The sequence below is a fragment of the Kitasatospora sp. NPDC028055 genome (assembly GCF_040637885.1).
Lineage (GTDB): Bacteria > Actinomycetota > Actinomycetes > Streptomycetales > Streptomycetaceae > Kitasatospora.
In genome coordinates, this window is record NZ_JBEZXE010000073.1 from 18089 (window position 1) to 32316 (window position 14228).

General features: G+C 73.0%; 14 protein-coding genes and 1 riboswitch. Of the genes, 4 read left to right on the forward strand and 10 right to left on the reverse strand.

Annotated elements, in window-relative coordinates; genetic code table 11:
* Positions 1–37: 37 nt before the first annotated feature.
* Complete coding sequence (locus tag AB0F71_RS37630; RefSeq protein WP_360245039.1) at positions 38–199, reverse strand: hypothetical protein; 162 nt, start codon at positions 197–199, stop codon at positions 38–40.
* 299 nt (positions 200–498) lie between these two features.
* Here AB0F71_RS37630 and AB0F71_RS37635 point away from each other — a divergent pair, with 299 nt between their 5' ends.
* On the forward strand, positions 499–2565 hold the full coding sequence (locus AB0F71_RS37635) for an ATP-binding domain-containing protein (RefSeq protein WP_360245042.1): 2067 nt from the start codon (positions 499–501) through the stop codon (positions 2563–2565).
* A 73-nt stretch (positions 2566–2638) separates the two neighbouring features.
* On the opposite strand, the gene AB0F71_RS37640 is transcribed toward AB0F71_RS37635, so the two are convergent.
* The 3 genes from AB0F71_RS37640 to AB0F71_RS37650 form a co-directional block, all read right to left on the reverse strand.
* Positions 2639–3325 carry a copper homeostasis protein CutC gene (locus AB0F71_RS37640; RefSeq protein WP_360245045.1) on the reverse strand — a complete coding sequence of 229 codons (687 nt, stop codon included), beginning with the start codon at positions 3323–3325 and terminating at the stop codon, positions 2639–2641.
* A gap of 168 nt (positions 3326–3493) precedes the next feature.
* Entirely contained in the window at positions 3494–4453 is a 960-nt protein-coding gene (locus AB0F71_RS37645) for a hypothetical protein (RefSeq protein ID WP_360245048.1), read from the reverse strand.
* Positions 4450–4827 carry a PadR family transcriptional regulator gene (locus tag AB0F71_RS37650; RefSeq protein ID WP_360245051.1) on the reverse strand — a complete coding sequence of 126 codons (378 nt, stop codon included), beginning with the start codon at positions 4825–4827 and terminating at the stop codon, positions 4450–4452. Before AB0F71_RS37650 ends, AB0F71_RS37645 begins: the two co-directional genes overlap by 4 nt.
* An 86-nt stretch (positions 4828–4913) precedes the next feature.
* Between AB0F71_RS37650 and AB0F71_RS37655 the strand changes: the two genes are divergently transcribed.
* Positions 4914–5549, forward strand: coding sequence for a hypothetical protein (locus AB0F71_RS37655; RefSeq protein ID WP_360245054.1), 636 nt, complete (start codon positions 4914–4916; stop codon positions 5547–5549).
* On the opposite strand, the gene AB0F71_RS37660 is transcribed toward AB0F71_RS37655, so the two are convergent.
* The 5 genes from AB0F71_RS37660 to thrC form a co-directional block, all read right to left on the reverse strand.
* Entirely contained in the window at positions 5546–5905 is a 360-nt protein-coding gene (locus AB0F71_RS37660) for a hypothetical protein (protein WP_360245057.1), read from the reverse strand. The genes AB0F71_RS37655 and AB0F71_RS37660 overlap by 4 nt on opposite strands.
* A gap of 148 nt (positions 5906–6053) precedes the next feature.
* The gene (groL, locus tag AB0F71_RS37665; protein WP_360245060.1) at positions 6054–7676 is read right to left on the reverse strand and encodes a chaperonin GroEL; all 1623 of its coding nucleotides are present in this window, start codon (positions 7674–7676) and stop codon (positions 6054–6056) included.
* Positions 7677–8022: 346 nt separating this feature from the next.
* On the reverse strand, positions 8023–8226 hold the full coding sequence (locus tag AB0F71_RS37670; RefSeq protein ID WP_030289665.1) for a cold-shock protein: 204 nt from the start codon (positions 8224–8226) through the stop codon (positions 8023–8025).
* Between the two features lie 550 nt (positions 8227–8776).
* The gene (locus tag AB0F71_RS37675) at positions 8777–9055 is read right to left on the reverse strand and encodes a MoaD/ThiS family protein (RefSeq protein WP_360245063.1); all 279 of its coding nucleotides are present in this window, start codon (positions 9053–9055) and stop codon (positions 8777–8779) included.
* Between the two features lie 27 nt (positions 9056–9082).
* Positions 9083–10363, reverse strand: coding sequence for a threonine synthase (gene thrC, locus AB0F71_RS37680; RefSeq protein ID WP_360245066.1), 1281 nt, complete (start codon positions 10361–10363; stop codon positions 9083–9085).
* A gap of 17 nt (positions 10364–10380) precedes the next feature.
* A riboswitch (SAM riboswitch) is annotated at positions 10381–10516 on the reverse strand.
* Positions 10517–10665: 149 nt separating this feature from the next.
* Between thrC and AB0F71_RS37685 the strand changes: the two genes are divergently transcribed.
* A complete protein-coding gene (locus AB0F71_RS37685) occupies positions 10666–11688 on the forward strand; it encodes a glucosyl-3-phosphoglycerate synthase (RefSeq protein ID WP_360245069.1) in 1023 nt (340 codons plus the stop codon).
* Between the two features lie 38 nt (positions 11689–11726).
* The gene (locus tag AB0F71_RS37690; RefSeq protein WP_360245072.1) at positions 11727–13193 is read left to right on the forward strand and encodes a trehalose-6-phosphate synthase; all 1467 of its coding nucleotides are present in this window, start codon (positions 11727–11729) and stop codon (positions 13191–13193) included.
* Here the strand turns inward: AB0F71_RS37690 and otsB are convergent.
* Positions 13180–14019 carry a trehalose-phosphatase gene (gene otsB / locus AB0F71_RS37695; RefSeq protein WP_360245075.1) on the reverse strand — a complete coding sequence of 280 codons (840 nt, stop codon included), beginning with the start codon at positions 14017–14019 and terminating at the stop codon, positions 13180–13182. The genes AB0F71_RS37690 and otsB overlap by 14 nt on opposite strands.
* Positions 14020–14228: the final 209 nt, after the last annotated feature.

The following is a 14228-nucleotide window of genomic DNA, read 5'->3' on the forward strand; positions in this document are numbered from 1 at the left end:
CAAAGTCCCGCGAAATCCAGCTGTTGATTGCACCTGATCAGTACCGGACACCGTCGCGCCCGAGGAAGATCACGCGCGCGGCGGTGTCCAGCGCGATCCCGAGGTTGCGCACAGCGGTGCTCAGCGGGTTGCGGTGGCGGCCCTGGACGGCGGTCGCGCCGGCCGGGCCCGTACGGGGGTTGCGGTTCTCGGTGCTCATGTCTTCAACGGTAGGCACCCGGACGGCCCAGGGCATCACCCCGAAGGCCGTACCCACCAGGACGGAGGTCCTCCTCCGGGTGTACGGGACCCCCGGCACCCCCTGAGACCTGCGGGGCTGGAACCCGGAGGCGCACGGGTCTAAGATCGTCCGTCTGCCCCCTCCCGAACCGTGGTACCTGCTGACGTCCGCAGGCAGCCGGGGGAGGCGCCGACCGCACGGCAACCGGTCGGCCGTACCCCACCGTGAGCTCCATCGATCCGCTGCGCCCGCCACCGGGGCAGCCGGGAAGGTTCGCTGTGCCCGCCACCCCCGCCACCCCCACCACCGACCCGCTCCAGCGCGAACGCGACCACCTGGCCTCGTCCCGGTCCGCGCTGCGGGCGATGCGCGAGGACGTCCAGTCCCTCGACCTGCGCGACGTGACCGGCACCTGGGTGTCCGCCGTCATCCTGCAGAACCAGATCGAGGCCAGGATCGCCGCCCTGGCCGACCTCTCCGACACCCCGCTGTTCTTCGGCCGCCTCGACTACCTGCACGCGGTCAGCGAGGAGCTCAGCGAGGGCGGCGGCGGGGAAAGCTTCTACATCGGCCGCCGGCACGTCCACGACGCCGACGGCGACCCGATGGTGATCGACTGGCGCGCGCCGGTCTCCCAGCCGTTCTACCGGGCCAGCCGCAAGGACCCGATGGACGTCGAGCGCCGCCGCCGCTTCGGCTACACCGGCGGCGAGCTCACCGCCTACGAGGACGAGCACCTCACCGACCCCGCGGAGCAGGACACCGCCTCCGCCCTGCTCGCGGCCGAGATCGAGAAGCCCCGCGTCGGCCCGATGCGCGACATCGTCGCCACCATCCAGCCCGAGCAGGACGAGATCGTCCGCTCCGACATCACGGGCACCATCTGCGTCCAGGGGGCGCCCGGCACCGGGAAGACCGCCGTCGGCCTGCACCGCGTCGCGTACCTGCTGTACGCCCACCGCGAGCGGCTGGCCCGGACCGGCACCCTGGTGATCGGGCCGAACAACGCCTTCCTTTCCTACATCGAGCAGGTCCTGCCGGCCCTCGGCGAGCTGGAGGTCGCCCAGGCCACCGTGCAGCAGCTGGTCGCCCACGTCGAGGTGCGGGGCGAGGACGACCCGGAGGCGGCCCGGCTCAAGGGCGACGCCCGGATGGCCGAGGTGCTCCGCCGGGCCGTACGGGCGGGCATCACCCTGCCCACCGAGCCCTGCGTGGTGGTCCGCGGCTCCCGCCGCTGGCGCGTCCCGGTGTACGAACTGGCCGAGATCATCGAGGAGTTGAAGAGCCGCGAGGTCCGCTACGGCGCCGCCCGGGACGCCCTGCCGCAGCGCATCGCGCACGCCGTGCTGCTCAAGATGGAGCAGGGCGGCGAGGCCCCGGACGACCGGGTGCAGGACGCGGTGGCCCGCAACGCCGCGGTCAAGGCCGTGGTCAAGGAGTGCTGGCCGGCCGTCGACCCGGCCAAGCTGGTGCTGCGGCTGCTCTCCGACCCGCAGTTCCTGGCCGAGTGCGCCGAGGGCGTGCTGACCGCCGAGGAGCAGCGGGCGGTGCTGTGGCCCAAGCCCGGCCGCTCGGTGAAGACCGCCCGCTGGACCCCCGCCGACGCCGTCCTGGTCGACGAGGCGACGGACCTGGTGCAGCGCACGCCCTCGCTCGGGCACGTGGTGCTGGACGAGGCCCAGGACCTCTCCCCGATGCAGTACCGCGCGGTCGGCCGCCGCTGCACCACCGGCTCGGCGACCGTCCTCGGCGACCTCGCCCAGGGCACCACCCCCTGGGCGACGGCCAGTTGGCCGGACGCCCTGCACCACCTGGGCAAGCCGGAGGCGCACGTGGAGGAGCTGACCAAGGGCTTCCGGGTGCCCGAGGAGGTCATCGCCTACGCCTCCCGGCTGCTGCCCGCGATCGCCCCGGGCCTGGCCCCGGCGACCTCCGTCCGCGACACCCCCGGCGCGCTTGAGATCCGCCCGGTCGACGGCTCGGAGCAGGGCCGGGACGAGGCCCTCCTGGCGGCCTGCCGGGAGGCGCTGGAGCACGAGGGCTCGACCGGCCTGATCGCCGCCGACGCCCGGATCCCCCGGCTCGCCGAGCTGCTCACCGCCGCCGGGCTGGCGCACCTCCCCCCCGGCACCGAGACCAGCACCGAGAGCCGGCTGACCCTCGTCCCGGCCTCGCTGGCCAAGGGTCTGGAGTACGACTACGTGGTGCTGGACGAGCCGGCCGCGGTGGTGGCCGGGGAGCCGGACGAGCGGACCGGCCTGCGCCGGCTGTACGTGGCGCTCACCCGTGCCGTCTCCGGGCTGACGGTGCTGCACTCCGAGCCGCTGCCGGAGCAGCTCCGGTAGCACGCCGGAGCAGCTCCGGTAGCACGCCGGAGGGGCCGCCCCCGGCACCGGGACCGGCCCCTCCAGCAGGGGTTCAGGCGTCGATCATCGCCCGCCACTCGGCGACCTTGGCCGCGTCGACCGGCGTCAGCCAGCCGTCGGCCCGCACCGCGCCGCCGACGTGGAAGGCGTCGAAGCCCTCGGCCCGCAGCTCCTTGACGTGCTCGGCCCGCAGGCCGCCGCCGATCAGGATCCGCTGGGTGTAGCCGGGCTCGCCCGCCCGGGCCAGCTCGGCGGACAGCACCTCCCGGCCGGCGTCCACCCCGGCGGCCGCGCCGGAGGTGAGGAAGGTGTCCAGCCCGGGCAGGGCGCCGACGGCGGCGCGCAGCGCGGCCCGGTCGGTGCTGTGGTCGATCGCCCGGTGGAAGGTCCAGCGGCAGCCGGCGATCGCCTCGGCGACGGCCGTGGTGGCGGCCAGGTCGACGGCGCCCCCGGTGTCCAGGAAGCCGAGGACGAACTCCTCGGCGCCCTCGGCCCGCAGCGCGGCGGCCCGGGCGCACAGCTCGTCGAGGTCGCCGGGGGCGAAGCCGTCCCGGATCCGGAGCATGACGCGCAGCGGGAGCTCGACGGCGGCGCGGATCCGGGCGAAGTCCTCGACGGAGGGGGTGAGTCCGTCGGCGGCCATGTCGGTGACCAGTTCGAGCCGGTCGGCGCCGCCGGACTCGGCTGCCTGGGCGTCCTGGGGCGTCAGCGCGATGACTTCGAAAATTGGTCTAGACATATCAGACAGCCTGCCACATCCCCCCGCCCCCGGCGAGACCCGCACCCCCGTTCCGGTCACGCCGGGGTCGGGGGCCGGTCACGCCGGGAGCGGGGGCCGGTCCCCCCGGGAGCGGGGGCCGGTCACGCCGAGGGCGGAAGCCTGATCACGCCGGGGACGGGGCCCCGGTCACGCCCGCCCCGGCACCATCCCGACGGCCGCCCGCCGGCCGAACCGGCGCTCCGCCACCGCCACCAGGACCAGCACGGCCACCACCGGCACCGCCATCGGCAGCAGGTGCGAGATCCCGCGGGACTCCCGCCAGATGTTGAACAGGCTGCCCGGCCCGGTCAGCACCAGCACCGCCAGCCCCACCGCCGTCGGGCCCAGCCGCCCGCGCAACCCGGTGAAGGTCAGCAGCGTCGGGGCGATCAGCATCACCACGAACCACTGGAGGTCCAGCGGGAAGGTCGTGTCGTCCCAGCTCTGCGCCGCCTCCAGCAGCCCGCCGGCGACCACCGAGGCCAGCACCAGCCCGGCGGTCCGCAGGTTCGGCCGGGGCAGCAGGTCGGTCGGCGCGAGGACCAGCAGCAGCGCGGCCACCACGAACGGCAGCGAGGCCATCCCGATGTAGCCGACCCACCAGACGTCGAAGGGACCCGGCACCCGGACGGCCCGCCCCAGGTTGTACAGCCCGATGGCACCCAGGACCAGCGAGGTCGCCCGGACGGCCGTCCACCGCCCCAGCAGCGCCGCCACCCCGAGCAGCAGCGCGGCCACCGGCGGGGCGAACGCCCGGACGTGGGTGCCGAACGAGTCGTCCCAGGCGAGCCACCTGGTGGTCCGCTCCAGGGCGAGCACCCAGGGCACCATGACGGCACCGACCACCGCGCCGGCGATCATCGGCGCCGCCAGCGCCAGCAGCCGCCCGGCCGCCGAGGCGCCGGTCAGGCCCAGCCGCACCCGCAGCCCGTACACCGCCAGGCCGAGCACCTCCCGGGCCAGGGCCACCCGGCCGCCCGCCGCCGTGGTGTCGGCGAACACCTCGGCCAGTTCCGCACCGCGCTCGCGCCGGTAGCCCGCCGGGTAGAGCCGCAGCGCGGCCCGCAGGACCGCCGAGGGCGCGGGACCGATCACCGGCATGGTCATGAGAGTCCTCCCCCTGTCGCGGGCCGCTCCCCGGCCCGGCCCGGCAGCATCGACCGGATCCTGGTCAGTCGCCGCTCCGCCTCGGTGGCCACGGCGCGCAGCCGTCCGGCCTCGGCGGCCAGCGCGTCCCGGCCGGCCCCGGTCAGCGCGTAGGTGCGCCGGGCCCGTCCGTCCACCACCTCTTCGGCGGCGACCTCGATCAGGCCCTGCCCCAGCAGCCGGTCGAGGGCGCCGTACAGGGTGCCGGTGCGCATCTTGACCCGGCCGTCCGAGATGGCGGCGATCTCCTGGATCAGCGCGTAGCCGTGTCTGGGCTGGTCGGCCAGGGCGGTGAGCAGCAGCAGCGTGGGCTCCTGCATGGAGCGTTCTGTCATACGACTACATATATCGTCAACCTACCTATAGGTCCAGCACCGGCCCGCGCCGATCCGACCCGACCGGACCCGCCACAATGTGCCCCATGCCGACCGAGGACCTGCTCACCGCCTGGACCGCCCTGCTGCACCGCTGCGGCGCCACCGACGACCCCGAACCGTACGGCCGCGAACTGCTGCGCCGCTGGTCGGACCCGCGCCGCCGGTACCACACCACCGAGCACCTGCGCGCCGTCCTGCACCACGTCGACGCGCTCGCCGGGCACGCCGCCGACGCCGACACCGTCCGGCTCGCCGCCTGGTTCCACGACGCCGTGTACCGCCCCGACCGGACCGAGAACGAGGAGCGCAGCGCCGCCCTCGCCGTCCGCGCGCTGACCGCCGCCGGCCTGCCCGCCGAGCGCGTCGCCGAGGTCGAACGGCTGGTCCTGCTCACCGTCGGCCACGACCCGGCCCCCGGCGACCGCGACGGCGAGGTGCTCTGCGACGCGGACCTCGCCGTCCTCGGCGGCACCCCCGAGGCCTACGCGGCCTACGCGGCCGCCGTCCGGGAGGAGTACGCCTTCGTCCCCGAGCCGGACTTCCGCACCGGCCGGGCCGCCGTCCTGCGCCACCTGCTGGCGCTCCCGGCCCTCTACCGCACCCCCGACGCCCACCGGCGCCTCGCCGCGACCGCCCGCACCAACCTGACCACCGAGCTCGAACAGCTCGGCGAGGACTAGGCTCCCAGCTCCCCCACCGGCGCCACCACGGCCCCCTGCTTGCCGCACACCCAGTGCGGCTCCGGCCCCAACTCGGGCTCCACGCCCAGCGCGTGCGGGTCCCCGTCGGCCGCGCAGGTGGTGCACAGCGGCCACCGGCCGTACGCCTCCAGCAGCGCGTCCTGGACGTCCTGGGCGACCAGCCCGAGCACGTAGTCGGTGCCGTCCGGCCACTGCTCCAGCCACCAGCGGCGGTGGGTGACGGCCTGCTCCACCAGCGAGACGACGGCGGCGTCCGCCACGTCCCGCGCGGTGAGGTCGGCCAGGATCAGGGCCCGGGCGTTGTGCAGGGCGGTCTCGATGTCATCGGAAGCCATCCGTCCATTCTCCGCGGCCCGCCCATGGGTTCAAAACACAGGCCCGAGGCCGGAGCGGCCCGCGCCCGAAACGCCGCGTGGGCGGCCCCCCGAAGGGAACCGCCCACGCGGACGAGGATCAGCCGATCCGATCGGAGTCCGATCAGGATCAGAAGTCCATGTCACCGCCCGGCATGCCGCCGCCGGCGGCCGCGGCGGCCTTCTCCGGCTTGTCGGCGATGACGGCCTCGGTGGTGAGGAACAGCGCCGCGATGGAGGCGGCGTTCTGCAGCGCGGAGCGGGTGACCTTGGCCGGGTCGATGATGCCCTCGGCGATCAGGTCGACGTACTCGTTGGTGGCGGCGTTCAGGCCGTGACCGGCGGGGAGGTTGCGCACCTTCTCCACCACGACGCCACCCTCCAGGCCGGCGTTGGTCGCGATCTGCTTGATCGGGGCCTCCAGCGCCACGCGGACGATGTTGGCACCGGTGGCCTCGTCGCCCTCCAGCTCCAGCTTGTCGAAGGCGACACCGGCCTGCAGCAGCGCGACGCCACCACCGGCGACGATGCCCTCCTCGACGGCGGCCTTGGCGTTGCGGACGGCGTCCTCGATGCGGTGCTTGCGCTCCTTGAGCTCCACCTCGGTGGCCGCGCCGGCCTTGATGACGGCCACGCCGCCGGCCAGCTTGGCGAGGCGCTCCTGGAGCTTCTCGCGGTCGTAGTCCGAGTCGCTGTTCTCGATCTCGGCGCGGATCTGGTTCACGCGGCCGGCGACCTGGTCGCTGTCACCGGCACCGTCGACGATGGTGGTCTCGTCCTTGGTGATGACGACCTTGCGGGCGCCACCCAGGAGGTCCAGGCCGGCGTTCTCCAGCTTGAGACCGACCTCCTCGGAGATCACGGTGCCGCCGGTGAGGACGGCGATGTCGCCGAGCATGGCCTTGCGGCGGTCGCCGAAGCCCGGGGCCTTGACGGCGACGGACTTGAAGACGCCCTTGATCTTGTTGACGATCAGGGTCGACAGGGCCTCGCCCTCGACGTCCTCGGCGATGATGACGAGCGGCTTGCCGCTCTGCATGACCTTCTCCAGCAGCGGGAGCAGGTCCTTGATCGAGCCGATCTTGGAGTTGGCGATGAGGATGTACGGGTCCTCGAAGGTCGCCTCCATCCGCTCCAGGTCGGTGGCGAAGTAGGCGGAGATGTAGCCCTTGTCGAAGCGCATGCCCTCGGTGAGCTCGAGCTCCAGACCGAAGGTGTTGCTCTCCTCGACGGTGATGACGCCTTCCTTGCCGACCTTGTCCATGGCCTCGGCGATGAGCTCGCCGATCTGGGTGTCGGCGGCGGAGATGGAGGCGGTGGAGGCGATCTGCTCCTTGGTCTCCACGTCGGTGGCCTGGGCCAGCAGCTGGTCCGAGACGGCGGCGACGGCCTTCTCGATGCCGCGCTTGAGGGCCATCGGGTTGGCGCCGGCGGCGACGTTGCGCAGACCCTCGCGAACCAGGGCCTGGGCGAGCACGGTGGCGGTGGTGGTGCCGTCACCCGCGACGTCGTCCGTCTTCTTGGCGACCTCCTTGACGAGCTCCGCACCGATCTTCTCGTACGGGTCCTCGAGCTCGATCTCCTTGGCGATGGAGACACCGTCGTTGGTGATCGTGGGGGCGCCCCACTTCTTCTCCAGCACGACGTTGCGACCCTTGGGGCCGAGCGTGACCTTCACTGCATCGGCGAGCTGGTTCATGCCACGCTCAAGGCCGCGGCGAGCTTCCTCATCAAAGGCGATGATCTTGGCCATCAGAAGTGGTCCTCCGGGACACGGTCGACTGCTCGGACCAAGGGGTGCCCGCGACGGACGGCCCTGGTGCGCGGAGGTCCATTCCCCTACCGCTCCCGGGGGCCTCACCGACCCGGTCCGCTGTCACTCTCACACTGTGAGTGCTAACGCCAATGATTAGCACTCCGGGTGGTCGAGTGCAAGCCCAATGACCGACCCGCGAGCCACCGTCCGCCCCCGCGCGGGAGCCCGGACGGCCCGCCCGGGGAACGCGAACGGGCCCGTACGACGCGTGTCGTACGGGCCCGTCGAGAAGCGAGTGGTCACCAGCCGTGGGCCGCGCCGAGCTCCTGGGTGCCGGAAGAGGTCAGACCGCCGCGCGGACCATGTCCGCCTGCGGGCCCTTCTGTCCCTGGGAGATCTCGAACTCGACCCGCTGGCCCTCCTCGAGGGTGCGGTAGCCGTCCATCTGGATCGCGCTGTAGTGGACGAAGACGTCCGCACCACCGTCGACCGCGATGAAGCCGTAGCCCTTCTCCGCGTTGAACCACTTGACGGTGCCCTGAGCCATTCCGAACTCCCCTAGTGCTGTGCTGGCCCTTCACGGGCCCGCAGGTCGCGGGCCCGGGTCTGGTTTGAAGGCCGGCCCGGGGAACCCCCCCTGGGCGCAGCCGTGCACGCCGCAATCCTCCGCAGCGGGGCGCCGGACGGCTTCCGTGAGCGGCTGATTACGTCGACCGCCGCTGAATGTATCCGGATCGACGCCCTCTGCAACAGGGTCAGCCGCCGGGAATTCCGCAGCCCCGTCAAGAGACAAGAGCGAACAAACCGGGAGAAAATCGGCAATCAGCGCCGGACATAGCGGACGAATTACTCAAATGCCTGCAGGAATTCTGACATCTGCCTGACATGTTTCACGGCCCCGGCCCCGGGGCGGTCTCAGCGTCCGGACGAGCTCCGGCGAAGCACCCAGTGCCGGAAGGGGAAGCCCTGTTCCCAGCAGAGCCACACTCTACTCCGACTCCGACCGAAAATATTCCCGCCGAAATGCAAGCGGCCGCCCGCACGCACGGAGAGTGGAATTCCGTACGCGCGGACGGCCGGGAAACGGCGGGAACGGCTCAGCAGCCGCCGGCCACCGCCGGAATGATCGAAACGCTCGCACCGTCCGTGATCCCGGTCGCCAGACCGTCGGCGAACCGCACGTCGTCGTCGTTCACGTACACGTTGACGAAGCGGCGCAGCTTGCCGGTGTCGTCCAGGATCCGGGCCGCGATGCCCGCGTGGTTGTGCTCCAGGTCGGCGATGACCTCGCCCAGGGTGGCCCCCTCGGCGGTCACCTCGGCCTCGCCGCCGGTGTAGGTGCGCAGGATGGTGGGAATGCGGACGGTGGCGCTCATGACTCTCCTAGCGGGGTGGGGGGTGGATCAGGCGGACGCGAGGCCGGCGGCGTGGAAGGAGTCCAGCGTCGGGCGGATGACGGCGGTCATGCCCGCCTCGGAGACGGCGTCCAGCGTCTTGAGGCCGTCCCCGGTGTTGATCGCGACGGTCTCCTTGGCGGGGTCCAGCAGGCCGGTCTCCACGAGCTTCTTCAGCACGCCGACGGTCACCCCGCCCGCGGTCTCGGCGAAGATCCCCTCGGTCCGGGCCAGCAGCCGGATCGCCGCCACCACCTCCGCGTCCGTGACGTCCTCCACCGCGCCGCCGGTCCGCCGGGCGATGTCCAGCACGTACGGGCCGTCCGCCGGGTTGCCGATCGCCAGCGACTTGGCGATGGTGTCCGGCTTCACCGGCCTGATCACGTCCCGGCCGGCCTTGAACGCCGCCGACACCGGCGAGCAGCCCTCCGCCTGGGCACCGAAGATCCGGTACGGCCGGTCCTCGACCAGACCCAGCTTGATCAGCTCCTGCAGACCCTTGTCGATCTTCGTCAGCTGCGAGCCCGAGGCGATCGGGATGACGATCTGCTCCGGCAGCCGCCAGCCGAGCTGCTCGCAGATCTCGTAGGCCAGCGTCTTGGAGCCCTCGCCGTAGTACGGCCGCAGGTTGACGTTGACGAAGCCCCAGCCCTCGCCGGCCGGGTCCCCGATCAGCTCCGAGCAGAACCGGTTCACGTCGTCGTAGTTGCCCTCGATGCCGACCAGCTCACCGCCGTACACCCCGGCCATCACGACCTTGCCCTGCTCCAGGTCGTGCGGGATGAACACGCAGGAGCGGAACCCGGCCCGGGCCGCCGCCGCGCCCACCGCACCGGCCAGGTTGCCGGTCGACGAGCAGGACAGCGTGGTGTAGCCGAACGCCCGGGCCGCCTCGATCGCGCAGGCCACCACCCGGTCCTTGAACGAGTGCGTCGGGTTGCCCGAGTCGTCCTTGACGTGCAGCTGCGCGGTGAACCCGAGCTCCCGGCCCAGGTTGTCCGCCTTCACCAGCGGGGTCCAGCCGGGGTTCAGGTTGGGCTTCGAGGCGACGTCGGCCGGCACCGGCAGCAGCGGCGCGTACCGCCAGATGGACGCGGGGCCGGACTCGATCCGCTTGCGCAGCTCCTCGGCGCGCTCGCTACCGAACTCGTAGGCGATCTCCAGCGGCCCGAAGCACTCCGCACAGGCGAAGCTGGGGCCGAGCGGGAAGCGGGTCCCGCACTCCCGACAGGACAGCGCGGCGGCGGGGCCGAGGTCGACGGAAACGGGTGCGACGGTGTCGATAGCCATGATGGCGGAGGCCTCTCTCCTCATCTTCCCCGCGGCGCGGACGCGCCACAGGCCGGAATTGGCACCTGTCCCGCCGGGGCCTGTCGACGACAGCCGAGCGAGAAGGTTGCCGGGACGTCAACGGGCCGTTCCCTCAGTCCCTCTGGATGAGCTTGTGAAATTGTGGTGGTGCGCAGCGGCGACCCCGGCGTGCAAAGGTCCGGCCGCTGTACGAAGACTGTATCCGAAGGCGTCAAACCTGAACGGGACCGTCCGCCAAGCGAGATGACCCGTCCCACCCGATCCCGCCGAGGAGAGTCACCGTGCCCGCCGAACCGACCCACGCGCTCCTCCCGCAGGCGGCGTCCTGGCTCCGCCGCCGCTCGTGGAGCGCGGCCGATCGGCCGGTCGACGCCCTCCTCGCCGCCAAGCGGCGCACCGGCCGGACGGTCAGCGTCGTCCTCCCCGCCCTCGACGAGGAGGCCACCGTCGGCGACATCGTGCGCACCGTCCGGCGCGAGCTCATGGACCGGATCCCACTCGTCGACGAACTCGTCGTGGTCGACTCCGGCTCCACCGACGCCACCGCCGCCGTCGCCGCCGAGGCCGGCGCCCGGGTGGAACACCGTGACCGGATCCTCCCCCGGCTGCCCGCCGTCCCCGGCAAGGGCGAGGTGCTCTGGCGCTCGCTGCTGGTCACCCGCGGCGACATCGTCTGCTTCATCGACGCCGACCTGCGCGAGTTCGACCCGGCCTTCGTCTCCGGCATCGTCGGCCCGCTGCTCACCGACCCCGACATCCACCTGGTCAAGGCCATGTACGACCGCCCCCTCGAAGTCGGCGGCTCCGCGGCGGGGGACACTGGCGCGATCGTCCCCACCGGCGGCGGCCGGGTCACCGAACTCGTCGCCCGCCCCCTGCTCAACCTCCACTGGCCGGAACTCGCCGGCTTCGTCCAGCCCCTCGGCGGCGAGTACGCGGCCCGCCGCTCACTGCTCGAACGGCTGCCCTTCCCCACCGGCTACGGCGTCGAGATCGGCCTCCTGATCGACGCCCTCGACCTGGTCGGCCTGGACGCCCTCGCCCAGGTCGACGTCGGCGTCCGGCACCACCGCCACCAGGACGGCCAGGCCCTCGGCCGGATGGCCGCCACCATCTACCGCACCGCCCTGGAACGCCTCGACCGCTCGCACCGCCTCAAGGCCTCCGCCGACCTCGTCCACCCCCACCTCACCCAGTTCACCCGCGACCCGCACACCCGCGCCTTCACCGCCCACACCCACCCCGTGACGGCCCTGGAACGCCCCCCGATGCACACCGTCCCCGAGTACGCCACCCGTCGTTGACGGGTTTGCCACCCGGACCCCCAGGCAACATCCCAACCATGGGCGATCTCACGACCGAACGTTCGAGTGCGACCGGAACCGCCCCCGTCCTGGTGGCCTCCAACCGGGGACCGGTGTCCTTCGGCACCGCCGACGACGGCACGCTGACCCTGCGCCGCGGCGGCGGGGGCCTGGTCTCCGGCCTGTCCGCGATCGACGACCCCACCGCCGTCTGGGTCTGCGCGGCCCTGGGCGACGCCGACCGCAGAGCCGCCCGGGAGGCCCCCGACGGCCGCCTCGACCGCGCCGGGCACGAGGTCGGCGGACAGGCCGTACGGATGCTCGACATCGACCCGGAGACCTTCGCCCGCGCCTACAACGGCGTCGCCAACTCCACCCTCTGGTTCGTCCACCACCTGCTCTACGCGACCCCCACCGCGCCCTCCTTCGACGCCGACTTCCGCACCGAATGGGCCGCCTACCAGGCGTACAACGCCGCCTTCGCCGCCGCCCTGGCCGCCGAAGCCGCCCCGGGAGCCGCCGTCCTGGTCCAGGACTACCACCTCTCCCTCACCCCGGCGCTGCTCCGCGAGGCCCGCCCCGACCTGCGGATCGGCCACTTCTCGCACACCCCGTGGGCCCCGCCCGAGTACTACCGGCTGCTCCCCGACGACGTCGCCCGGGCCGTCCTGACCGGCATCCTCGGCGCCGACCGGGCCGGCTTCCTCACCGAACGCTGGGCCCGCGCCTTCGCCGCCTGCTGCGAGGACCTCCTCGGCGCCGTCTTCGACCCGGCCGCCCTCACCGTCACCCACCAGGGCCGCACCACCCAGCTGGGCGTGCACGCCCTCGGCGCCGACGCCGACTTCCTGCGCGAACGCGCCCACCGCCCCGACGTCGACGAGCGCCTCGCCGCCCTCCGGGCCGCCGTCGGCGACCGCCGCACGATCGTCCGGGTCGACCGCACCGAGCTGAGCAAGAACATCGTCCGCGGCCTCCAGGCCTACCGGCACCTGCTCCGCACCCACCCCGAGTGGCACGACCGGGTGGTCCACATCGCCTTCGCCTACCCGTCCCGCACCGACCTCGCCGAGTACCGCGACTACACCGCCGCGGTCCAGGAACTCGCCGCCGCCGTCAACGCCGAATTCGCCACCCCCACCTGGCAACCCCTGATCCTGCACGTCAACGACGACTTCCCGCGCTCGCTGGCCGCCTACCGGCTCGCCGACGTGGCCCTCGTCAACCCGATCCGGGACGGCATGAACCTGGTCGCCAAGGAGGTCCCGGTGGTCTCCGACCACGGCTGCGCCCTCGTCCTCTCCCGCGAGGCCGGCGCCCACGCCGAACTCGGCGACGACGCCCTCACCGTCAACCCGTACGACGTCATCGCCACCGCCGAGGCCCTGCACACCGGCCTCACCATGAGCCCCGAGGAACGCGCCGACCGCACCAAGCGCCTCGCCGCCGCGGCCACCGCGCTCCCCCCGCAGCAGTGGTTCCTCGACCAGCTCAACGCCCTCTGAGAGCCTCCCCCAGAGCCCCCAACAGCTCCACCACCCCGTCGGGGCCGTCGACCACCACATCCGCCAGGTCGGCGAGCTCCCGCACCGGCGCGTCCCCCACCGCGCCGGCACACACCAACAACCCCGCCAGCCCCTCCGCCCGCAACCCCTCCACCGCCCGGAACGCCGCCACGTCCCCCAGGTCGTCCCCCGCGTACAGCACCGACCGCGCCCCGCGCTCCCGCAGGAAGCCGGTCAGCGCCGCCCCCTTGTCCACCCCCGGCGGCCGCAGCTCCAGCACCAACCGCCCGGGCTCCACCACCAGCCCGTACTCCTCCGCCAGCTCCCCCACCGGCCCCCGCAACAACTCCAACGCCCGCTCCGGCTCCCCCGTCCGCCGGGTGTGCACCGCCACCGAGCGCCCCTTGTCCTCCACCCACGTCCCCTCGGGCGCCCCCACCCGCTCCAACACCCCCGGCAACGCGCCCCGCACCCCCGCCACCCCCGGATGCACCTCCGGCGCCGAGAGCTCACCCGCCTCCCACCGCTCGGCCCCGTAGTGCCCCAGCACCACCAGCCCCGGCACCCCGGCAAACCCCCCGTACTCCGCCGCCACCCCCGCCGGCCGCCCGGTCACCACAACAACGGCCCCCACCACCCCCGCAAGACCCCGCAAAACCCCCACCACCCCCGCATGCGCCCGCGCCCGCGAGGGATCCGCCACGATCGGCGCCAACGTCCCATCGAAGTCCAGCGCCACCACCGCATCCCCCGGCGCCCCCAGAATCGCCCGCAACCCATCCCGCCCGGCCTCGGTCGCCGGCACCACCATCTCGTCAAAACCCATACCGACACCCATACCCCACCCCCACACCAACCCACCCCCGCACCAACCCACCCACCCCAACCCCCCACCCAGCACCACCCCAACCACCCCCACCACCCACCCCCCTCCCCACCCACCCAGGCGAGAGGGACGCGCTGCGGGAGGGGGCGGTGGAGGGGGTGGGTGCGGAGAGGGGCGTGACGGGTGATTTTCAGACCGCCAACGGCGAG